The following is a 20,932-nucleotide window of genomic DNA, read 5'->3' on the forward strand; positions in this document are numbered from 1 at the left end:
ATTGTGCGGCCTGTCATGCAGGCCAACCGGGTACACAACGCATGAGCGCGGCTTTGTTCAGCCCGTTCGCCGCATTTGCGCGCGGCCTGCGTCAGCCCTCGTTCTTGCCGAGCGCGGTTTTCAGCAGCGACATCTGCTTGCGGTAGAGGTTCGTCAGCGTCGCGAAATCCTGCTGGATGTTGCCGAGTTTGAGCAACTGGTCCTCCAGCGTGACGTTGTTGCCGTCAGGTTTCGTCTCGGTCACGTCATGGTCGAGTACGATGTTGCCCGCCTTAACGTTGCGTGCGCCGAGCGACACCATCGTGCTGCTGAGTTCGACGGTGGGTGCGGCGACGCTTGGCGCACCGTTCTGCACCATTCCGGCGAAGCTGGCGGGTGCGGTCTCCCGCGCCTTGAAGCCGGGCGTGTCGCCATTGGCGATGTTGCGCGCGATCACGTCCTTGCGCGTATCGAGATACCGCATCGCATCGCCGATGCCGGCGAGCAGCGAAGGAAGTTGCTGGCTCATGTCAGATCCCGAAGGGTGAGGGTGTGGAGGCTGATCGCGATCAGCCGGTCAGCCGCGCAAGCGCGTCGGTGTAGCTGGCGAGCTTGGCCTTGTCGTAAGCCGACACGCTTGACCCGCCGCCGGACGGGCCATCGACGGTAGCCGCCTTGGTCGCATCCCAATAGAGCGAGCGATAGGCGGTCTGCGTGATCGACAGCGCGGAGGTAAGCTGGCCGAGCGCTGCCTTGGCATCGGCGACGCTATCGAGGCGCAGCGCCGAGGATAGGCCGAGGCCGTAGGTGCCACCCGGCCGGACCTTGGGCGCGCCCGTCGGTACCGGATCGGACACGGTGAGCCGCTTGGCCGGCAGGCCCAGCTTGGCGAGCGCGTCCTTGCCGGTAGCGCCCGCGATCAGCTCGACGGAAGCGCCGGCCTTTGCTTCGATGCGCAGCACGTTGCCGCTGCCGACCTTGGGCGTTGAAACCGTGATCTTGCCGCCGGTCAGCCGGTTGATCCGGCTGGCAAGCGACGTGAGCGTGTCGTCGGCGGCGATCGTCACCTTGCGAACCGCGCCGCCCTCTACCTGTATCGAAAATTCATCGCCCGCGCGCAGCGAGGTGTTGGCGGTGAGCAGCGTGGAGTCCTGCGCGCCCTGCACGCCGAGCTTCAATCCGATCGCGCCGAGCGCACTTGCGCCGCCCTTTGCCGTGCTGACCTGCACTGAGTCCGTGCGCGTGGAAAGTTGCCCGAACTGGCGCACACTGCCGACCGCGCCGGTCGCGGTGTCGATGCCGACGACGAAACCGTCGGTCGATCCGGTCTTGGTGGCGCCGATCGTACCGGTGGTGCGGCCGCCCGCGTAGAGCGTGGTGCCGTCGAAGGCGATGCTGTCGATCTGATCGTCGGCGGCGGTGCCGACGTAAGACGTGGCGGCGCTGGTCAGCCCCGGGTCGAGCAACGTGACGAAACCGTCGCGCCCACCTGACATCGCGTTGGTCTGCGTGCCCGCCACCGCCGCGCTGGCCGCACCGGCGACGGCGACCGTGCCGTCCGCACCGACCGCGATCGCGCGCGCCTCGACGGTGCCGAGGCTGATCTGGCCGAGATCGGTGGAAAGCGCGCCGCCTTGCAGCTTGCGCACCTGCGTGTCGGCGCCGGCATGCATCAGCGCGAGGACGTTGCCGTCGCCGTCGACCGCGAGGCCGCTCACCCCGTCACTGCCGCCGCTGTCGATGACGCGGCGTTCCTGTAACCGGCCATTGCCATCGAGCCGCGCGACGAACGCATCGCCGTCGCCGCTCGCCGCTCGACCGCCAACGTAGATCGAACCGTCCGGCGCGGTGGTGATCGCACTCGCGGTGTCGGCGCCGTTCGCGCGCACCAGTGTCGACCATTGCTCCTCGCCGGTCGCGTTGTAGCGCGACACCACCACATCGCCGTCACTGTTCTGCGTATCGAAGCTACCGGTCACGGTGCCGGCCACCACCACGTCGCCGTTGGGCGCGAGGCTGACCGCCGCGCCGGTTGCGCTGCCGGCCGCGCCGAGCATCCGCTCCCACACCACCTTGCCCTCGCTGTCGCGCTTGGTGAGCAGCAGGTCCTGGCTGCCGGCGAGGGTCTGCCCGCCGACATCGCCGGCGGCGGTGCCGACCACATAGGTGCTGCCATCGGGTGCGGTGACGCTGGCGTTGGCGGTGAGGCTGGCGTTAACCTGCGCGGGCGGCGGCGGCGCCACGCCCTTTACCGCTACCGTCGTCGAGGGGAGCAGTGCCGCGCGCGCGGTGGCATCGGTGTCGAGCGCGGTGACGCTGTCATAGCTGTGCTGCGCGCCGTTGTTGGCGGGATCGTCGAAGCGCAGCATCCGCACAGCCGAGGGCGCGTCGAGCGCGCTGCTGCCGACCGATATCATCAGCGCGTCGGGCGCATTGTCCTGGGTGATCGCGACCTGTTCGAGGCGCGGCGCGGTAATGCCCATCGTCCAGCCGTCGCTGTTCTTCACGGGCGCGAACTTGACGGAGTAAAGCGGCTTGGGATCGCCATTGTCATCCAGCGCGACGGTGCCGTCCGCGTTCTTCGCCGGGATCGCGGCGATCGCGGCGTTGATCGCGGCGGCGACGGAATCGAGCGTCGGCGGCTGCTGCGTCCCCGCCAGATCGACATGCACGGTGGCGCTGCTCGAGCCGGATGTGATCGCGATCGAGAACTGTTCGCTGCCGGTCATGCCGGTCAGCGCCGCGTCGCGTGCGGCGGCGACGGTGCTGCCGGTGACGGTGCCGGTATTGGCCGCAAGCGACGGCAGCGTCTCGCTCTCGCCGCGGCGGGTCGGCTGCGCGAAGGCGAGATCGAGCTTCGAGGTCGGCGCGGTGCCGAGATAGGTCTGGAGATCGGCCAGTCCCTTCGCGAAGCTCTTGTCGATGCTGGCGCGCTGGCTGTCGCTGAGCGTGGCGGCGGTAGCAGCCTGTGCCAGGATGCGCAGCGAATCGAGCGCTTTGTACGCGGTGAAGCTGGTCTTCACGTCGTCGGGCAGGGTGCTGCTCTGCGCGGTGGTGGCGTCGATGATCGTCTTCATCGCCTTGACGGTGGCGACCTGCGCGCTGTCGGATGCCTTGGACGCGGGCGCCTTCCACGGTGGCGTCGTGGCGGCGAGCGTGAACTGCGCCTTGGCCTTGCGCACGGCGAGCGATTCGGATGTCGCGGCGGCGCTGCTGTTGGCCGAGGCGAACAGGCTGGTGTCGCCCGAGAGCAGCGACAGCCCGATCAATCCGCTGGAAGAGTTTATCGACACTTTCTTTACCGCCTTTCACCGACCGCGCATCGGTAATCCTATAATAGAGCGTGAAACCGGTGCCGGACGGCGCGGGGACAGTTTTTTTGGGAACGGCTGCAAAGGGGACGCAGATGCCGATGACGGCGCCCATCATCGAACCGCCGGAGCTGAAGCGCTATTCCGGCCCGCAGCGTGCGGCGGCGTTGCTGCTCGCGCTCGGCAAGGACAATGGCGCGGCGCTGTGGGAACAGCTCAGCGCCGATGAGATCCGCGAACTGTCGGCGGCGATGGTGGAGCTCGGCAGCGTGGCCGCGCCGGTGGTCGAACATCTGCTGCTGCAATTCTCCTCCGAGGTGTCGACAATCTCCTCGCTGCACGGTTCGTTCGAAACGACCGAGCGGCTGCTCGGCAACGTGCTGAGCGGGGAGCGTGCCAAGGCGATCATGGAGGATATTCGCGGGCCTTCGGGCCGGACGATGTGGGACAAGCTTTCCAACGTCAGCGAAACCGTGCTCGCCGCCTATCTGCGCAACGAATATCCGCAAACGGTCGCGGTCATCATGAGCAAGCTGAAGACCGAACACGCCGCCCGCGTGATGGCGGCGCTGCCGCGCGATTTCGCGATCGACGTGATCCAGCGGATGCTGCGCATGGAGCCCGTCCAGCAGGAGATCGTCGGCGAGATCGAACGCACGCTGCACAGTGAGTTCATGTCGAACCTGTCGCGGTCGCAGCGGCGTGATCCGCACGAGAGCATGGCCGAACTGTTCAACGCGCTCGACCGATCGACCGAGGAAGCGATGCTCACCGCGCTCGACAACCGCTCGCCCGATTCCGCCAGCCGCATTCGCGCGCTGATGTTCACCTTCGAGGATCTGTCGAACCTGATACCCACCGCGATCGCGACCGTCGTCAAGAACGCCGACAAGCGCATGATGGCGCTGGCGCTGAAGGGCGCGCCCGACGCGATGAAGCAGCTGTTCCTCAGTTCGATGACCGAACGCGCCGCCAAAATGATGCGCGAGGACATAGCCGGCATGGGGCCGGTGCGCGCGCGCGAATGCGAAGAGGCGCAGGGCCAGCTCGTCCGGCTTGCCAAGCAACTCGCCGATCGCGGCGAGATCGTGCTGGTCGATCCCAAGGACGATGAAGCGATGGTGTATTGATGATGGCGGACATGAGCTTCCAGGCGCGGCCCTTCGCGTTCGACCGCGTGTTCGCCATCGCCGAACCCGATCTGTCGGGATCGGCGGGCGAACTCGCGCTGCGCCTCGCGGCGGCCGAAGCGCAGCTTGCGGCGCTGCGCGCGGATCACGCCGCCGCGCTCGCCACTGCCTATGCCGAGGCGTTCGAGGCAGGTCTGCGCGAGGGGCGGCAGGAGCGCGACACAGCGCTGCTGTCGGCGGCGGATGCGCTCCAGGCCGGCATCGAGGACATTGCGGAACGCCACGGCGCGGTGCTCGACGGCCTTGCGCAGGATGCCGCCGAGGTAGCGCTGGCGGCGGCGGACATGCTCGCCGGCCATGCGGTCGCGCTCGCGCCGGTCCAGGCGATCGACGATGCGATCGCGCGTGTGCTCGGGCAGGTGGCGCGCGGGCAGGAAGTGGTGATCCGCGTGCACCCCGATCTGGTCACCGATATCGAGGCCCGCATCGCCGACCGGCAGAGTCGCGACCGTCGTCGGCTGGCACTGGTGGTGATCGAGGATATCACGCTCGCACCCGGCGACGCGCAGATCGCGTGGGATAGCGGCGGGGTGGTGCTGGATGCCGCCGCGCGCCGTGCGGCGGTGCTGGCGGAACTGGCGCCACTGCTCGGGGCGTAGCGCCGGACGCGCGTGCAGCCGTCAGGCCGCGAGCGCGCGCTCCGTGCCGCGCTTCATCATGTCAGCGGCGCGTTGCGTCGCCTGGCGCGTGTCGCCGGCGAGTTTCTTGACCTCGCTCGCCACCACCGCGAAGCCGCGCCCGGCCTCGCCGGCGCGCGCCGCCTCGATCGTGGCGTTCAGCGCGAGCAGGTTTGTTTGCGCGGCGATGTCGCCGATCGCCTGCACGATGGCGGAGAGTTCCTGCATCGTCGATTCAAGCTGCTGCTTGCGATCCTGTAACTGGTTCTGGAAACGCTCGCCGTGGTCGAGGCGAAGCTGAACCTCCTGTTCGAGCTTGACCTGGCGGGTGATGTCGGTGGCGAACTTGATGATCTTGACCGGACGGTCTTCGCGGTCGAGCACCGGCGTGTAGGTTGCCTGCAACCACACATCCCGGCCATCCTTGGCAACGCGGCGGTAGACGTTCGCATCGAACGCGCCGCTGCCGAGTTTGGCCCAGAACGCGGCGTAAGCGTGGGTGCGGATCAGATCGGCGTCGCAGAAGATCGCATGGTGCCGCCCGACGATCTCGTCGAGGGTATAGCCCATCAGGTCGAGGAAGATCGCATTTGCCCACAGCACGTGGCCGCCGGTGTCGAACTCAATCACTGCCTGAGAACGGCAGATCGCATTCCAGGCCGCCGCCGTCCGCAGATCGTCGTTCCGTTCGCTCATCGATATGCCTACTTCCATACGCAGCCGAGCGGTAGCGGCACTGGGTTAAGCCCGCGTTAGCAAAATCGGCGGATGTCTATTGCAGGTAGCTGACCAGGCTCATCCGGGAGAGCTGCCCGAACACCGAATAGCTCGCCTCCAGCGCACTTTTGCGGGTGGCGAGATCGATCGCGACCTGGCCGAGATCGGCATCCTCGTTATCACTGACGATGCCCTTCAGCAGCGTGTTGCGCGCCTCCGCGCGTGTGCCGAGCGTGTCGACCTGCGCCATCTTGCGGCCGTTCTCGGCGTTGACGTCGCGCAGTTGCGAGATGCCGGAATCGAGCTTCTTCACCGCATCGCTAAGCGCGGTCTTCTGCGCATCGGTGAGGGTGGTGCCGATCGTGCCGGCCTGCGCCAGCGCCTTGAACGCATCGAACAGGCCGCCGCCGGCATCGCTCGCCAGCACGCCGACCGTCAGATCCTGGTTCTCGCCGACGCGGACGGTGGCGCGCTTCTGGTCATTGGCGAACGCGGCCGGCGCATCGGTGGTGGTGAGATCCGCGAGCGTGGCCGGCGTGAACGGCGGCGTATCGGTCTGCGCGCCGCCGAACACGGCGATGCCGCCTTCGGTGGTGTTGAGCGCGCTGCGATACTGATCGAACGCGGCCTGGATCGTGCTTTGCAGGCCGGAGGATTGCCCGCTGCCGATCGCGGTCTGCAATTGCGTGCGTAGGTCGCTAACGCTGCCGTCGATCGCGGTCAGCGCGGTGTCCTGAAGCGCCAGCGTGGTGCCGGCCTGCGTGGTCGCGGTCGATTCCGCCTGTTGCCGCGCGAGCATCGAATGCGCCGACACGGTACGCACGCCATCCGTGCCGAGCGTGGCGTAATCGGGCGCCTTGCTGCCCGAGGCGAGCTGCTGTTGCGACACGGCGATCTGCGACTGTGCGCGCTGTATGCCGGAGATCAGCACGGACTGGAGCGGAATGGTGGCGACGCGGGTCATGATGTCTCTCTCACTTGATCATGTTCAGCAGGGTGTCGTACATCTGGCTCGCCGTAGAGATGACGCGGGCGGCGGCCGAATAGCTGTTTTGCAGCACCACCATCTGCGACAGTTCCTCGTCGAGATTTACGCCGGAAAAATTGTCGCGGCGGTTGATCGCGTCGGTCTGGCTGGCGCTCGCGACGCTGAGCCGGGAGGCGGCCTGGTTGGCGTCGATGCCGGCGCTGCTGACGAGGTTTGCGGCATAGGTGTCGAGGGCTGCCTTGCCGCCGGTGCCGAAATCGGTGGTGCCGGCAAGCGCGTTGACGAGGCCGGTCGCGCCGCTGGTGTCGCCGGTGCCGAGCGCCTGCCTGCCGATGCCCGCGCTCGCGTCGAAGGTCGCCACCGGCAGCTTGCGCGTATCGCCGGCGAGATCGACCCGCACCGCGCCGTTCGTCAGCGCATCGGCCGCACCGGTCAGCCCGGACAGCGCGGTGAAAGACACGCCAGTGCCGAGCCGGTCGGTCGAATCCGACGGGATCGAGATGGCGGCGCCACCGACCGATGCCTTGGGGGTGAACTGGAAACGGCCGTTCGCAGCAAGCGCGAAGCTGCCGTACTGGCCGAGATCGCTGCCGTTCAGTTCGGTGACGAGATCGCCGACCGTTCCGCCAGTCGCCGGGGTGAGCACATGGGCCGCGAGCATGCGGCCGTTGCCGTCGCGCAGGTCGATTTCCGCAGTCTGTCCGGTCGCGAAGCCGCTGGCATCGCCGGCGGTGAAACCGGTCGGGACGAGCGGCGACGTATCGCTGCGCACCACGTCGTTGAGCCCGAAATATTGCGAGAAGCCGGCGCCGCCGCGGTCGCTCGCCGGCGTGCCTTGCGCGACCACCACGCCGTTGCCGCTGGCGGCGGCGGTGAAGGTGAGCGTGCCGGTGGCGTCCAGCGAGGCGGTCGCGGCGCCGTTCAGGCCGGCGTTGATCGCCGACAGTGCATCGCCGACGGTTGCGTTCGCGCTCATCGTGGAGAAGTCGAGGCTGGTCTTGGCGACGAGCTTGCCGCTCGCATCGGTGACGGCGAAGGTGGCGGCACCCGTGAAGCCGAGCCGATCGCCCGCCGTCAGCCCGGTGGCGTGACCCTCCAGGCTGTTGGGCGCGGGGACAGTGGTGGCGGCATTGCTGGCGGCGTTCAGCGTGCCCGCGAGGCCGGTGAACAGCGCGCCCAGCTTCTCCTGAAACGCCGGCAGCGTCTGGTCGCGCAAGGCCACGAGGCCGCCGATCTTGCCGCCGATCGTGCCGGTATCGATCTTCTCGCCGGTCGAGGCCCCCGCCGCCAGATCGCCATCCGCGAAGCGCAGCGTGATCGCCGGATAGCTTGATTGCGCGGCGGCCTGATCGCCGACCGGATAGGACAGTTGCCGCAGCCGGTCGTCGAGCAGGGCGGTACCGTTCGACGTTTCGATGGTGACGCGCCCGTCCGACTGGTTGCGCACCGTCACCTTCATCAGCCCGCTCAACTCTTCGATCGCGCTGTTGCGCTGGTCCGAGGCGGCGGCGGTGCTGCGACCTTGCCCTTGCGCCTGCGAAACCGTGCCGTTGAGCGTGTAGATCTGCTTCAGCAGCACGTTGGCGCGGTCCACGCTGGCGCTGAGATCGCCCGCGACGTCGCTCGCCAGCGCCTGCGTGTCGGCCTGGGTCTGCTTCAGTCCGCCGATCGCATCCTGCACGGCGGCTACGAACACCGCCTTCTTCTGCGTCGCGCCGGCGGTGCCGGTCAGGTCGATCGCCGCCGCCGAGATCGCATCGATCCGCCCGGGCAGGCCGGAGGCGTCACCCGGCGTACCGAGCAGCGCCTGCAGTCGGCTGGTGTAATTGGCCTGGACGTCGGCCTGGCCGGTGTCGCCGGCGCGGCGGTACACGGTCTCCTCCAGGAAGCGGTCGGCGACGCGCGTCGGCTCGCCGATGCTGACGCCGCCGTACGCGTTGGAGGTGATCGCCGTCTTCTCCCGCGCGTAGCCCGGCGTGTTGACGTTGGCGATGTTGTTCGAGACGCTGCGCAACCCCGCCTGCGATGCGGCGAGGCCCGAGACGGCGGTGCCGAGGATTTCGTTGAGTGACATGGTTGGTGGTCCCCGGCCCGTTTACGGATCAGCGCTTGAGGTTGCTGATTTCCTGCAACATCTCGTCGACGGTGGTGATGATCTTGGACGAAGCGCTGTAGGCGCGCTGGAAGCGGATCATGTTGGTGAACTCGCCCGCCAGATCGACGTTCGACTGCTCCAGAACGCCCTCCTGCACCGTGCCCGCGCCGACCGTACCGGCGGCGTTGAGCAGCATGTTGCCGGATTCGCCCGACACGGTGAAGCCGTTGCCGGGCAGGCGGGTGAGGCCGTCCGGATTGGCGAAGGTGGCGAGCGGGAGCTGGAACACCGCGCGCTTGGTGCCGTCGGCGAACACCGCGCTGACCACACCCGCCTTGGTGATGTCGATCGAGGAGACATTGCCGGCAAGCCCGCCGTCGATGTTCGATGCGACCGTGCCCGAGGCGCTGGCGAACTGGGTGAAGCCGTCCATGCCGCCATCGGTGCCGAGGTCGAGCTTGATCGGCTGCGATGCCGCGCCGTTGGTCCAGGTCGGGGTGAGCGAGCCGAACAGCGCGGGCGACGAATTGGCCATATCGAGGCTGCCGTCCGCCTTAAACTTCATCGTGCCGCTGGCGAGCAGGCCGCCGGTAGCGGTCACGTCGCTCTTGGGATCGGCATAGACTTCGGTCTGCCAGGTGTTGGCGTCGGTGCGCACCATGCCGAGCGTGAGGTTGTGCGGGTTGCCCTGACCATCATAGACTTGCAGCGAGCGCGTGAAGGCGGGCGTCGTGGTGCCGGCGGCCATGTCGCCGGTATTGTAGGTGCCGGCATACGTCGGCGTGGTCGACTGGACGTTCGCGCGCAATTCGATCTTGGTGGTCGGCGCCGCGCTGCCGCTGAGGTCGCTGAGGCGAACCGGCTGGAGGTTGGTGACCGTGCCGTTGTTGGCATAATTGCCGGCCGCGTCGAGCTTCCAGCCTTGCAGGTAATAGCCGGCGCTGTTCTTGAGATAGCCGGAATCATCGGGCGCGAACGCGCCGGCGCGGGTGTAGGCCACGGTCTCGCCGCTCGGCGAGTTGGCGCGCGTGACGAAGAAGCCGTTGCCCTCGATACCGAGATCGTTGGTGCCCGACGAGGCCTGCAACAGCCCCTGTTTCGAAATGAGCTGGCGCGGCGCGAGCTGCACGCCGCCCGCCGTATAGGTCTGGTCGGTGCGCCCGTCGGTGACGAGCGAGACGAACTGCGAATCCACCGCTTTGTAGCCGACCGTGTTCACGTTGGTGATGTTGTCGGCCACCGTCGCCATCGCGTTCGACTGGGCATTCAGGCCGGACACACCGGCATAGAAGGCTGAATAGAGGCTCAAGGGTACACTCCTGTCGCCGGGCAGCGCGCCCGTTCAGATGCATTGTAGGAAGGCGTGAGGCCGCGGCCAAAACGGCAAAATTTTCCTAGTTGCGCGCCGTTCCCCGTCGCGGCCTTCCTATAACGGAGCCAAGGACACGATCATCAGGCGATACCGACATGCTCAAGATCACGCTGCGCAACGACGAGAAACTGGTCATCAACGGCGCGGTGCTGCGTTCGGTCGGCCGTACCGAACTGGTCATCGAGAACGACGTCGCGCTGCTGCGCGGCCGTGAGGTGATGGCGCCCGAGGAGGCGAACACACCCGCGCGCCGGCTCTATTTCGCCTGCATGATGGCCTATCTCGATCCGGAGGGCCGCGACGCGCACCGCGACAGCATCCTGACGCTGCTCGCCGATCTGATGGGAGCGCTTGAAGCACCGGAGGCACGCGCGTTGTGCGTCGCGTTTGCGCATCACGTCGGGCTGAGCGATTATTACCGGGCGCTCACCGACTGCCGTGGGCTGATCGATTACGAAACCGGCGTCCTCTCGGCGCTGGCCGCGTAAGCGCACGCCATGCACAGCCTCGCCTCCGCCGCCCGCGCGTTGCGCGCCGGCCCGATCGAACGCCATTACGGGCGCGTCGTCGCGGTCCGCGGCGCGCTGATCGAGGTGGAGGGCTTCCTCGGTGCGGCCAGCATCGGCGCGCGCGTCGCGCTGCGCACGCCCGAAGGCCCGGTCGAGGCGGAAGTGACCGGACTGGATCGCGGCGCGGCCTTGTGCCTGCCGTTCAGCGATCCGCACGGCATCGCCAGCGGCGCGCGCGTCGATCTCGTCTCCGATCAGGTCTCGATCCGGCCGAGCCATGCGTGGCTTGGCCGCATGGTTGACGGCCTCGGCCGCCCGGTCGACGGCAAGGGGCCGATGGCGATCGGCGCCGAACCACGCTCGATGAAGGCCGAGCCGCCCGCCGCCGCCGAGCGTGGCCGCGTCGGCCACCGCATCGACACCGGCGTGCGTGCGCTCGATCTGTTCGCGCCGTTGTGCCTTGGCCAGCGGCTCGGCCTGTTCGCCGGCTCTGGCGTGGGCAAATCGGTGTTGCTGTCGATGCTGGCGCGGTGGACCGATTGCGACGTCGCGGTGATCGGCCTGATCGGCGAACGCGGCCGCGAGGTGAAGGAGTTCGTCGAGGATGATCTCGGACCCGACGGTCTCGCGCGCAGCGTTGTGGTGGTGGCAACGTCCGACGCGCCCGCGCTGATGCGTCGGCAGGCGGCCTGGACCACGCTCGCCATCGCCGAGCACTTTCGCGATCAGGGCCTCAACGTGCTGTGCCTGATGGATTCGGTGACGCGCTTCGCGATGGCGCAGCGCGAGATCGGCCTCGCCAACGGCGAACCGCCTGCGTCGAAGGGCTATACCCCCACCGTCTTCGCCGAACTGCCGCGCCTGCTCGAACGCGCCGGACCGGGCCTGCACGGCCACGGCTCGATCACCGGGCTGTTCACCGTGCTGGTCGACGGCGACGATCATAACGAACCGGTGGCGGACGCCGTGCGCGGCATCCTCGACGGCCATGTCGTCATCACCCGCCGCATCGCCGAGCGGGGACGCTATCCGGCGATCGATATCCTTAAATCGGTGTCGCGCACGCTGCCGCATTGTCAGTCCGCCGAGGAAAACGCACTTCGCATCCGCGCGCGCGGGTTGCTCGCTACCTTCGGCGAGATGGAGGAAATGGTGCGGCTCGGCGCGTACAAGGCGGGCGCCAACCCGGCGGTGGATGCCGCGATGCGGCTCGCGCCCCGCATTGAAGACATGCTCAAGCAGGGCAAGCAGCAACAGGGCGGCGGCGGCGGCGATTTCGCGGCGCTGGCCGACCTGTTTGCCGAGGATGACGCGACATTGGCGGTGGCGGCATGAAGACGCCGGTCGATCCGGTCGTGCGGCTCCAGCGCCGTTCGGTCGATGATCTGCGCGGGCAGATCAGCGGCGAGATGTCGCGGCTGGGCGAGATCGACGCGGCCTTTGCCGCCGTCGAAGCAGACGTAGCCGCGCAATATCGCATCGTAGCGGGTGATTGGACGATGCCGATGCACGGTTTCGCGCAGCGTCGCCGCGCCGATCGGTCCCGCTTGGAAGCGCAACGTCGCGACGCGGTGGCCCGGCTGGACCGCCTGCGCGGCGAGGCGGCGGAAGCCTATGGCAAGCTGAAGGCCGCCGAAGGCGCCGCCGAACGCTTCCGCGACGAGGCTAACGCAGCGATCGCGCTTGCCGAACAGAACGCCGCCGACGATTTCGCGCTCGGCCGTTTCGTCGCGCGCAAAGCCGCCGCCGCCCGCGCGGAGCGCCGCGCATGAGCCACCGCATCGATGCTGCTACAATTGCCGCCACCCATATCCAGCGTGAGGCGCGCGCGCGCGCCATCTACGCCGAGGCGCAGTCGCAGATCACCAGCCGGCTATGGCAGGCGGCGATCGGCGGTGAGGGCAGCGTGACCTCCGCCGTTGCGGACGCGCCACCGCTCGCGCGCGGGTTCGAGGCGATGCTCGCCCGGTTCGACCGCAGTTCGGCGATCGTATCCGGCCCGATCGCGCAGCCGGCAGTTCCGAAACAGACCGCGAGAGTGCCGAGCGACGATCCCGCACCTGCCAACATCGACGGTCTTGGCGCCAATGAACGCCATCGCACCTCGCTGGAGAAGGCCTCCGTCCGCAGCGGCATTCCCGCCGCGTCGCTTGCCTCGATCATCGATGCCGAGGCGGCGAAAGGATCGGACGGGCGGTGGAACGTCTATTCGCGCAACCCGCGATCGAGCGCGGCGGGGCTCGGCCAGTTCATCAGCGGTACCTGGGTCGGCATGGCCGAGCAGGCGGGCAGTTTCCTGCACAGCGTTGCGCAACGTAACGGCTGGCTGTGCGCGAGCGGCAAGGTGCTGCCCGAGGCGCGTGCCAAGGTGCTTGCACTACGGTATGACGCCGAAGCTTCGATCCAGACGATCGCGGACTATTCGCGCTGCAATCTCGACACGCTGAAGAAGTGCGGCATCACCGTCGGCAACAGCGTGGAGGAGATCAGCAAGACCGCCTATCTCGCGCATTACATGGGTCCGCGCGACGCCGCGAAGTTCTTGCGCGGGCAACTCGACAGCGGTCGCGCCCGCACCTTGCTCGCCGCGCAGATCGGCACCGCCAAGGCCGGACGCGATATCGCTGCTGCCGGTAACGCGGCCGACGCGCACCGCATGTGGCTTGCCAGCCACGTCAGCCGCAACGTGCGCCCGGCACGCTACGTCCTGTCGGGGGTGAAGGCGACGACGCTGCAATCCTAAAGCCGTGGCGCGGCTGGTCGTCCTATAAAGGATGACATGCCTCCCACACCTGCATCTGCCATCGTGACGATCCGCGCGCATTACAGCGAGGTCTTTGCTATCCGCGATCTTGACGCAGCCGATGACGCTCTGCTGCGCGATGCCGCGCCGGCGTTCGAACGCGATGTGCCGGCTATCATCGCGGCTTGCAAGGCCCAGATCCAGGCCAGTCCTGCCGCCGCTCGCTGCCGTGCGGACAGGTCCGACATCAACGACCTGATTCACGCGCAGGCACGCCATTGGATCACCCTTTTCACCGGACGTTCCGATACCAGCTATGCGGACTCGGCCCGCGCGATCGCAACGATGCACCGCCGGCTCGGGTTCTGTCCGCACTGGCTGGCCGCCGATCACGGCATTGTCACGACACGGTTTTGCGCGATCGCTGCCGAACACGCCAGTCGCGGCTTCCAGCCCGCACGGGGGAGGCGGGTGGCGCGCCTGACTGCGGTGGTGATGAAAACACTTCGACTCGATGCCGAGTATACCGAATCGGCCTATAACGAGGGGAGTGAGGCATTGCTCACAAACACGCGCGCCTCTCACTTCGGGCAAGCACGAGACGGCGTACCGACCCGCCGATATTACGGGGAAGGGCGGTTCCGCGCCAATCGCACCTCGGTGATCTGGCGCGGTGTGCCGCTGCCGGCCTCGGCGGCTGCGGGACTCTACGTAATATAGGATTAGGTGGAGACACCTATAGGATTAACAACGATCCCTTAAGTCTTCGAACGGCATTAATGTCCTCAGGCGATGCGACGGATGCATCGAAACAAGGGGAAGATCATGTCGAAGACCACCGATCTGCTGGAAGTGGCCGTTGCCGTCGTCATCGAGAACACGCCGGCCGGCGAGGTCCGTCAGACCAACCGCCAGCGCGCCAATGTCGACAAGGCGTTCGCCCGCATCCTCACGCTGATCGCGCCCCGCATCCGCCACTTCATCCGCCAGTACGGCCTGGTCGCGCATTGGGACGATGCCGAGCAGGTCTGCGCGATTGCTGTGCACCGCGCCATCGCCGCATACGATCCGGAGAAGGCCAAGTTCACCACCTTCGTCAACTGGCAGATCCGCGGCGAGTTGCAGGGCCTGCGCTTCCGTCTGATGGCCGACCAGCGTCCATCCGCGAAGAAAGTCTCCGCTGCCACCGTTTCGCTCGACGCTCTGGCGATGGGCATGGACGGTGAGGACGGCGTGCACGAATTCCTGATCGAGGACGAGAGCGCGCTACCCTCCACCGAAGCCGCCGCATCGTCGTTCATGGCCGAGGGTGCCGCGCAGGCGCTGCTCGATGCCTATGTCGACCATCTTCGCGAGGTTGGCACCAGCCACCTGCTGCGCGCCCGCGCCAAGACCGGCACCCGCGCCAAGACGCTCGATGCAGGCGAGTCCGCGAAGCTGGAGGAGCGCATCCAGCGTGACCGCGAGATCGTCGAGCATCACCTGTTCAACGCCGACGAATCCGCCGAACTGCCAAGCGACCTGACCCGCGAGCGGCTACGCCAGATCACGCGCCGCGCCAGCAAGATCATCAGCGAACTCGCCGAGGACGGTGCCCACCTGCGCAGCCGCCCGGCCGACCGCAGCCGCTCGCTGCTGCCGAGCCCGGCGCAGCGCCAGAGCCAGATGGTGCGCGTCAAGGCGATCGCCTCGGTCCCCGCCGATTTCGAAGCCGCCGATGCCGCTTTCCTGCCGCGTGAGCAGACGCTCGCACCACGCGGTGCCCGTCTCAACTAATCGTTGAGAGCTGTTTTGTCGGAGTACGTACTCCTCCTATAAGGTCTAGTAGGGACTTGGAGGAACAGTCATGCGGCATCTCTCGGCACAATGCGGTTCGCGGCATCGGCCGGTTTGCACGCGCGAACCGGCACCGGCCATGCCGGCGATCCCGACGGCCGACCTGATCGCCCACGCCCGCGCGCTGATCGCCGCGCAAGACTGCACGATGCTGCTGATCGAGCGGACGGTGCGTGCCGGCAAGGTCGCCATCCGCATCGACAAGATCGCTGCCGATGGTAGCCGCACCAACGGGATCGCCCGCAGCAATGATCCGGCGATGCACGCGCTTTGCTATGCCGCCAATGCCACGCTGCGCCAGCTTGCCACGATGCTGCCGGAGACCGCGCGCAATCGGGTCGGGCTGATGACCGATGGAAGCGGTGCGGCGTTCAGCCTCGACCAGGTGTCGGTGGCCGCAGGGGACTGGCTCGGCGCGGTGCTGAGCGGTGCCGTGCTGTGCGTCGACATCGCGCCCTTCGCTGCCGATGGGCGCTGGGCCAAACTTTCGGTGCTGCAACAGGGAAGCCGGGCGCACTAGGCCCGCCATAATCGCCTGTTCCCTTCCGCGAACGCTTGCTATCAGGCCGCAACAGCGCACCGGCTTCTGTTGCCGGAGCCGGAGGGTGAAGTGGCGGTTCGCAAACAAGCCGGAATGATTGATGCAACCGCACGCCGCGGTGCGCCCCGCGCACGTGGTGCTCTGATTGCGAGCGCCGGCAATGACGCCCCCGCGATCCCGCTCGACCCGTATCGCAGCATCGTGTTCCCCAACCATTTGCGCGAACAGCGCCGCCTGCATGGGTTCTCCGCGTTGCTCGGGCTGTCCGCCGCGCTACCGGCGATCCCCTATATCCGGCTGTCGAAAATCGAACGTGGTGAAGTCGTCGCCCGCGCCGATGAGCTTCAGGCGATTGCCGACCTTCTCGGCATCGCCCCGGTCGATCTGCTGCTCGACATCGAAGATCCCGCCTTCGACATGTCGCACTGGGTGGCGCAGCGCGGCCAGCAACTTGAATTTGACCCGCCCGCTGAGCAACTGGCGATCCTGCTCGCTGCCGCCTTCCGCAAGACGCGGCAGGTCGATCGTGATTTGCCGCTGGCGGTGCTGGAGAGCGCCTATGGTCTGCCGCCGGTGATCGTGTCGCGGATCGAGAATGCGGTGAAGACACCCGATCGCTGGAACGCGACGACGTTGCGCGCCATCTGCGCGGTCATGGACGTCGCGGATTTCGACGCGCTGGTGCAGACCGTGCGCGAGGCGCATGCCGCCGGCGCATTGGATACGTGGATCGAGCGGTTGCCCGGCGAGGCGAGTCGTCGTCACCGCACTGCGGAACGCGTGGCCGATCTGCGCAAGCAACTAGATAGCGCTACGCCGGTGCCGCAGGCCGCGCCCACGCCGGCAGCGGACGCGCGCGCGCTGCTTACGGTGTATGGTGCGCCACTTGCCGACGGGCTGATCGCGGCGACGCCAGCCGGTTCCACCATTGCGGCGCCGCCTGCGGCCGGCCCGGCAAGCTTCGGCCTGCGGATGTGCCGCGCGACGCTGGGCGCTGGCATGCCGGCGCATGCGGTGCTGGTGGTCGATCCCGACGTGTTTCCCGCGCCAGGCGCGCTCGCCGTGCTGCGGGAAGACGCGGGGTTTCGCGTCGTCTCGATCGGGGTTGATCGTAACGGCATGATGACGGGGTATAGTGCGCAGCCAGACAAGCAGATCCCTATCGATGCGCTTGATCCGGCGGCGGTGCTTGCCGTTATTGCGGCGTATTTTCCATAGTTTTGCGTGTGTCGGCTGGCAGAGTCGTCGGTCACGCTCGCGCCACGGGATCGGGCAAGGCGCGCCGCTGACCTGCCTCGCGCACCGGCGCGAAGGGCAGCGCGATGAGGAAGGCCGCGCCGCCCTCCGGCGCCGATTCGGCCGTCAGTTTGCCATCGTGGCTCTCGATAATCGTGCGGCACACCGGCAACGCCAGTCCTGAGCCGCGATCGCGTGGATCGCCGAACGGTTCGAACACCTGCTGGATGGCCGCCGCCGCCACGCCGACGCCGGTGTCGGCGATGCGGATGATGAGGGTGTCGCCGCGCCGCGCGACGGTAAGGTCGACGCGCTTGGTCTCGTAGCCGCGCATCGCCTCGATGGCATTGTGGAAGATACCGATCAGCACCTGTTCGATCTGGAGCCGGTCGGCCAGGATCTCCTCGTTGCCGTGTTCGTAATTGCGTTGCACCGTGACGTTCTCGGCCACGGCATCGGGGGCGATGGCGGTATAAGCGTTCTCGATAATGTTGCCGATCGGCTCGCGGCGGCGTGTGGCGGCGCTGTTCGGTGTCAGTTGCCGCATCTTTTGAACGAGTTGTCCCGCGCGCATCGCCTGTGTCTGCGCCTGCAGCACCGCGTCGAGCAGTTGCGGCGGGTGACCATCGGCCTGCGCCTTCAGGATGCGAACGCACACTTCGATGTAGTTGACGATCGCGGCAAGCGGCTGGTTCAGTTCGTGTGCGAGCGTTGCTGCCACGCTGCCCATCGCGCTCAGGTGCGACACGCGCAGCATCGTTGCCTGTGCGTGTCGCAGCTCCGCTTGCGCCGCCTGCGCGGCGGTCACGTCGATGGAGAGGCCGATGATGCGTTTGGTGTCGTCGGTGGTCCGATAGGTGCGACCCATGCTATGGATCCAGCGCAGTGTGCCGTCCGACCGCACCACCGGGTACACGATGTCATGATTGGCAACCTCGCGGGAGGCGAATCCGCTGCTGTCGATCAGATCGAGCGTCGGCTGGTCGAACAAGGCACGCCATTCCCGAAGGGGTACGCCGTTGGTGCGCTCGGGCGCGACGCCGTGCATGCGCAGCATATCGGCGGAGGCGATGATCGCGTCACGCTCGAAATCGATTTCCCACAGTCCGGCGCCCGCAGCCGACTGCGCGAGCCGCAGCCGCAATTCGCTCTTGGCAAGCGCGGCGAGCGCATCCTTGCGGGCGGTGATGTCCTGTATGGCCGACGCCGCGTAGAGTGGCTGTCCGTCGCGGTCCCGGATCATGGTGGCCGACATGGTCACCCAGATGACCTGGCCCTCGTGCCTGCAATACCGCTTTTCAACCGAGAACTGCTCGTCGGAGCGGGCGATCATCGCCTGCAAGATCGCGTCGCTCGCCCCGAGATCGAGCGGGTGGGTGATGTCACGATAGGACTTCGTCAGCAGTGCGGCGCGATCATGCCCGACGATCTCGCAAAAGCGGTCGTTCACTTCGAGGAAACGGCCATCCAGCCCGGTGCGGGCGAAACCGGCCGCCGCCTGTTCGAAGACGGCGCGATATCGGGTTTCGGCCTCCTCCAGCGCGGCACGTGATCTCACCGCCTCCGTCGCAATTTCGCCGAACACCATCACGCCACCGATCGCGCCGTCACTATCGTGCCACGGCTGCAATTCGGACCGCAGATACTCGCACGAGCCATCCGCCATCCGTACCTTGCTGACGGGGCGCGAAACCTTCTCGCCGGCGAGCGCTCGCACCGCGCCATCGCCGAGGTGCGCGGCGTACGGCGGCAGCACCTCGGCCGGGCGCCGGCCGATGATCGAGGGTTCGTTCTCCAGCCGCAGGTCGCGCAGGTAGCGGCGCGACACTACCCGATAGCGTAGTTCCGCATCAAGGGCGGCGATCGCGACCGGCGCGTCGGCGACGAACGCCGTCATCTCGGTGGCGCGCCGGGTGTGGGCCGGTAGCGTAGCGCGGCCGGCGATGCCCAGCGCATCGATCATCAGCGCGGCGGTGGCGCTCAGCGCCAGGAACGGCACCAAGTCGGCCGTGAGCGGTGCGCCTGCGGTGATGCTGAAAATGACTAGCGAAGCGCCGCTCAGCAGCAGCAGGATCAGCGCGGCGCCGATCGCGCTACGGCGGTAAGCGACTCCCGCCCATAACAGCAGCGGTACAACGACCCACGCGCCCGGCCGGATGTCGAGCATCGACAATGCGGCGAGCGCGAGCAGCGGCAGCCCGATCGCGCCGAGCAGCACGGGTGCTAACCCGGGGCGGCGCGTTGCGCGCGCTGGCCACAACAGCAGCGCGAGGGCGAGGATGGTCTGGACCGGTGCCGTGATCGCGAACTCCCGGACGGCATCGGTACTGTCGAGCGAAGAACCACGCAGCAGTGCACCGAGCACGGCACCGGCCGCGCACGTGATGACCACCGCGCCACCGGCGGCGAGCAACGCGAGCAACGACGGTTGCAGCGCCCTAACATCTCCCTCCGCTGGGATCAGGCTCGCACCAAGCCACGCCGCAGACGCGCCCGCTAGGCTGGCGAGTACCTCCAGCATCGGCGGATAGGTATGAGGATGAACCAACAGCGCAGCGACGGCACCGATCACCACCGCTGGCCAGAGCCGGCGGCCGCCGACTACCAGCCCCGCCAGCGCAACGCCGATCGCCGGAAACAGCGGTGTCGGAATATTGCGCAGCTCGGCGAGGGAGGTCAGGCCTGCGGTTGCCAACGCCGTTGCCGCAGCAAGCAGCGCAAAACCCACCGCCGCCGCGAAAACGCTACGCGTCTGCGGGTTGGAGATGGGCACGTCTGTCATGCCTGCTGGTATCCGATGGTGCCTGTGAATACCATTCCGCTGCACTACTTAAGGCCACTGCGACAGTGTCGATGTGGCCAATAATGGCACGCTAAGCTATGGAACAAACTGCCAACTCGCTCCTGATTACCCCATAATGGGGCAATAAAGAGACGAGGTGAGCGACCTTTACGTCAGAATGTTACCGCTCGTTCAAGTAATAGCGGTCGGTCGCAACAAGATCGTCATCAAGGTCATACACGATCGGTTGCCCGGTCGGGATCTCCAGCCCGGTGATTTCATCATCCGGAATGTTCGACAGATGCTTGACCAGCGCGCGCAGTGAATTGCCGTGCGCGGAGATCAGCACGCGCTGACCGCTTTTCAGGGCCGGTGCGATGCGGCTGTCCCAATATGGCAGCACGCGCTCAATCGTATCCTTCAGGCTCTCGGTGGCGGGGATGGCGATGCCGGCGTAACGGCGATCCGACGACAGGTCGAACGCGCTGCCCGGTTCGAGTGGCGGGGGCGGCACGTCGAAGCTGCGGCGCCAGATATGGACCTGCTCGTCGCCGTGTTTGGCAGCGGTTTCTGCCTTGTTGAGGCCGGTTAGTCCGCCATAATGCCGCTCGTTGAGCCGCCAGTCCTTCTCGACCGGCAGCCACAGCCGCCGCATTTCCTCCAGCGCCAGATCGAGCGTCTTGATCGCGCGGGTTTGCAAGGAGGTGAAGCACAGGTCGAAATCGAGGCCCTTTTCGGCCATCAGCCGGCCGGCGGCACGCGCCTCTTCCGCGCCTTGCTCGGTCACGTCCACATCCCACCAGCCGGTGAAACGATTCTCGAGGTTCCAGGCGGACTGGCCGTGGCGGATCAGGACGAGGCTGGGCATGCGGTGTCTTTCCCATGGGGCAATGATGCACCCGTTCTTAGCGGCTGCTCGCGCGGAGGCAACGTACACGCTGGGGCAGTGCGGCGGCGGATGCGGCCATGCGGGTGGGGTGGGATTTCCTGCCGCGCCTGTTCGTGTAACGCGTCTT

Annotated in this window: 18 protein-coding genes; 10 read left to right on the plus strand and 8 right to left on the minus strand. The window is 67.2% G+C overall.

The genetic code is table 11. The features are described 5' to 3' along the window. Positions 1 to 91 precede the first annotated feature (91 nt). Together L8F97_RS09020 and L8F97_RS09025 are read right to left on the minus strand one after the other, a co-directional pair. Positions 92 to 508: a flagellar basal body protein gene (locus tag L8F97_RS09020; protein WP_242148675.1), complete on the minus strand. Its 417-nt coding sequence runs from the start codon at positions 506 to 508 to the stop codon at positions 92 to 94. 40 nt (positions 509 to 548) lie between these two features. Then, a complete protein-coding gene (locus L8F97_RS09025; protein WP_242148677.1) occupies positions 549 to 3,272 on the minus strand; it encodes a hypothetical protein in 2,724 nt (907 codons plus the stop codon). Positions 3,273 to 3,385: 113 nt separating this feature from the next. Between L8F97_RS09025 and L8F97_RS09030 the strand changes: the two genes are divergently transcribed. Both L8F97_RS09030 and L8F97_RS09035 read left to right on the plus strand, forming a co-directional pair. Beyond that, positions 3,386 to 4,420: a flagellar motor switch protein FliG gene (locus L8F97_RS09030; protein ID WP_242148679.1), complete on the plus strand. Its 1,035-nt coding sequence runs from the start codon at positions 3,386 to 3,388 to the stop codon at positions 4,418 to 4,420. Continuing rightward, positions 4,420 to 5,079 (plus strand): FliH/SctL family protein, encoded by a 660-nt coding sequence (locus L8F97_RS09035; protein WP_242148681.1) that lies wholly within the window; start codon positions 4,420 to 4,422, stop codon positions 5,077 to 5,079. Before L8F97_RS09030 ends, L8F97_RS09035 begins: the two co-directional genes overlap by 1 nt. Positions 5,080 to 5,100: 21 nt before the next feature. On the opposite strand, the gene L8F97_RS22595 is transcribed toward L8F97_RS09035, so the two are convergent. From L8F97_RS22595 to L8F97_RS09060, 4 genes are all read right to left on the minus strand, one after another. Further along, a complete protein-coding gene (locus tag L8F97_RS22595) occupies positions 5,101 to 5,793 on the minus strand; it encodes a methyl-accepting chemotaxis protein (protein ID WP_277924849.1) in 693 nt (230 codons plus the stop codon). A gap of 76 nt (positions 5,794 to 5,869) precedes the next feature. Further along, positions 5,870 to 6,778, minus strand: coding sequence for a flagellin (locus tag L8F97_RS09050; protein ID WP_242148683.1), 909 nt, complete (start codon positions 6,776 to 6,778; stop codon positions 5,870 to 5,872). A gap of 10 nt (positions 6,779 to 6,788) precedes the next feature. After that, complete coding sequence (locus L8F97_RS09055; RefSeq protein ID WP_242148685.1) at positions 6,789 to 8,876, minus strand: flagellar hook-associated protein FlgK; 2,088 nt, start codon at positions 8,874 to 8,876, stop codon at positions 6,789 to 6,791. 28 nt (positions 8,877 to 8,904) lie between these two features. Further along, complete coding sequence (locus L8F97_RS09060; RefSeq protein ID WP_242148686.1) at positions 8,905 to 10,206, minus strand: flagellar hook protein FlgE; 1,302 nt, start codon at positions 10,204 to 10,206, stop codon at positions 8,905 to 8,907. A 158-nt stretch (positions 10,207 to 10,364) separates the two neighbouring features. On the opposite strand from L8F97_RS09060, the gene L8F97_RS09065 reads away from it, so the two are divergent. The 8 genes from L8F97_RS09065 to L8F97_RS09100 all read left to right on the plus strand — a co-directional run bounded on the left by L8F97_RS09065 (position 10,365) and on the right by L8F97_RS09100 (position 17,116). After that, positions 10,365 to 10,757 carry a flagellar biosynthesis repressor FlbT gene (locus L8F97_RS09065; RefSeq protein WP_242148688.1) on the plus strand — a complete coding sequence of 131 codons (393 nt, stop codon included), beginning with the start codon at positions 10,365 to 10,367 and terminating at the stop codon, positions 10,755 to 10,757. A 9-nt stretch (positions 10,758 to 10,766) separates the two neighbouring features. After that, positions 10,767 to 12,113, plus strand: coding sequence for a flagellar protein export ATPase FliI (gene fliI, locus L8F97_RS09070; protein WP_242148690.1), 1,347 nt, complete (start codon positions 10,767 to 10,769; stop codon positions 12,111 to 12,113). Next, positions 12,110 to 12,550 (plus strand): hypothetical protein, encoded by a 441-nt coding sequence (locus L8F97_RS09075; protein ID WP_242148692.1) that lies wholly within the window; start codon positions 12,110 to 12,112, stop codon positions 12,548 to 12,550. Before fliI ends, L8F97_RS09075 begins: the two co-directional genes overlap by 4 nt. After that, positions 12,547 to 13,521, plus strand: a complete 975-nt coding sequence (locus L8F97_RS09080) for a peptidoglycan-binding protein (RefSeq protein ID WP_242148693.1) — start codon at positions 12,547 to 12,549, stop codon at positions 13,519 to 13,521. The genes L8F97_RS09075 and L8F97_RS09080 overlap by 4 nt, the downstream gene beginning before the upstream one ends. A 36-nt stretch (positions 13,522 to 13,557) precedes the next feature. After that, positions 13,558 to 14,241: a protoglobin domain-containing protein gene (locus L8F97_RS09085; protein ID WP_242148695.1), complete on the plus strand. Its 684-nt coding sequence runs from the start codon at positions 13,558 to 13,560 to the stop codon at positions 14,239 to 14,241. Positions 14,242 to 14,346: 105 nt separating this feature from the next. Then, positions 14,347 to 15,297 (plus strand): sigma factor, encoded by a 951-nt coding sequence (locus L8F97_RS09090; RefSeq protein ID WP_242148697.1) that lies wholly within the window; start codon positions 14,347 to 14,349, stop codon positions 15,295 to 15,297. Between the two features lie 139 nt (positions 15,298 to 15,436). After that, positions 15,437 to 15,877, plus strand: coding sequence for a hypothetical protein (locus L8F97_RS09095; protein WP_242148699.1), 441 nt, complete (start codon positions 15,437 to 15,439; stop codon positions 15,875 to 15,877). A 114-nt stretch (positions 15,878 to 15,991) separates the two neighbouring features. Next, positions 15,992 to 17,116 (plus strand): helix-turn-helix domain-containing protein, encoded by a 1,125-nt coding sequence (locus tag L8F97_RS09100; RefSeq protein ID WP_242148701.1) that lies wholly within the window; start codon positions 15,992 to 15,994, stop codon positions 17,114 to 17,116. A gap of 31 nt (positions 17,117 to 17,147) precedes the next feature. Here the strand turns inward: L8F97_RS09100 and L8F97_RS09105 are convergent, their stop codons facing one another. Then, positions 17,148 to 19,916, minus strand: a complete 2,769-nt coding sequence (locus L8F97_RS09105; RefSeq protein WP_242148703.1) for a PAS domain-containing sensor histidine kinase — start codon at positions 19,914 to 19,916, stop codon at positions 17,148 to 17,150. A gap of 181 nt (positions 19,917 to 20,097) precedes the next feature. Next, positions 20,098 to 20,784, minus strand: coding sequence for a 2,3-diphosphoglycerate-dependent phosphoglycerate mutase (gene gpmA, locus L8F97_RS09110; protein WP_242148704.1), 687 nt, complete (start codon positions 20,782 to 20,784; stop codon positions 20,098 to 20,100). Positions 20,785 to 20,932: the final 148 nt, after the last annotated feature.

Source organism: Sphingomonas sp. BAUL-RG-20F-R05-02, assembly GCF_022662305.1.
Classification (GTDB): Bacteria; Pseudomonadota; Alphaproteobacteria; order Sphingomonadales; family Sphingomonadaceae; genus Sphingomonas.

Bases quoted from the DNA above. Each gene is read 5' to 3' on its own strand.
- L8F97_RS09020 (WP_242148675.1), bottom strand. From the start codon at position 508: ATGAGCCAGCAACTTCCTTCGCTGCTCGCCGGCATCGGCGATGCGATG.
- L8F97_RS09030 (WP_242148679.1), top strand. From the start codon at position 3,386: ATGCCGATGACGGCGCCCATCATCGAACCGCCGGAGCTGAAGCGCTAT.
- L8F97_RS09035 (WP_242148681.1), top strand. From the start codon at position 4,420: ATGATGGCGGACATGAGCTTCCAGGCGCGGCCCTTCGCGTTCGACCGC.
- L8F97_RS22595 (WP_277924849.1), bottom strand. From the start codon at position 5,793: ATGAGCGAACGGAACGACGATCTGCGGACGGCGGCGGCCTGGAATGCG.
- L8F97_RS09050 (WP_242148683.1), bottom strand. From the start codon at position 6,778: ATGACCCGCGTCGCCACCATTCCGCTCCAGTCCGTGCTGATCTCCGGC.
- L8F97_RS09055 (WP_242148685.1), bottom strand. From the start codon at position 8,876: ATGTCACTCAACGAAATCCTCGGCACCGCCGTCTCGGGCCTCGCCGCA.
- L8F97_RS09065 (WP_242148688.1), top strand. From the start codon at position 10,365: ATGCTCAAGATCACGCTGCGCAACGACGAGAAACTGGTCATCAACGGC.
- fliI (WP_242148690.1), top strand. From the start codon at position 10,767: ATGCACAGCCTCGCCTCCGCCGCCCGCGCGTTGCGCGCCGGCCCGATC.
- L8F97_RS09075 (WP_242148692.1), top strand. From the start codon at position 12,110: ATGAAGACGCCGGTCGATCCGGTCGTGCGGCTCCAGCGCCGTTCGGTC.
- L8F97_RS09080 (WP_242148693.1), top strand. From the start codon at position 12,547: ATGAGCCACCGCATCGATGCTGCTACAATTGCCGCCACCCATATCCAG.
- L8F97_RS09085 (WP_242148695.1), top strand. From the start codon at position 13,558: ATGCCTCCCACACCTGCATCTGCCATCGTGACGATCCGCGCGCATTAC.
- L8F97_RS09090 (WP_242148697.1), top strand. From the start codon at position 14,347: ATGTCGAAGACCACCGATCTGCTGGAAGTGGCCGTTGCCGTCGTCATC.
- L8F97_RS09095 (WP_242148699.1), top strand. From the start codon at position 15,437: ATGCCGGCGATCCCGACGGCCGACCTGATCGCCCACGCCCGCGCGCTG.
- L8F97_RS09100 (WP_242148701.1), top strand. From the start codon at position 15,992: ATGATTGATGCAACCGCACGCCGCGGTGCGCCCCGCGCACGTGGTGCT.
- L8F97_RS09105 (WP_242148703.1), bottom strand. From the start codon at position 19,916: ATGACAGACGTGCCCATCTCCAACCCGCAGACGCGTAGCGTTTTCGCG.
- gpmA (WP_242148704.1), bottom strand. From the start codon at position 20,784: ATGCCCAGCCTCGTCCTGATCCGCCACGGCCAGTCCGCCTGGAACCTC.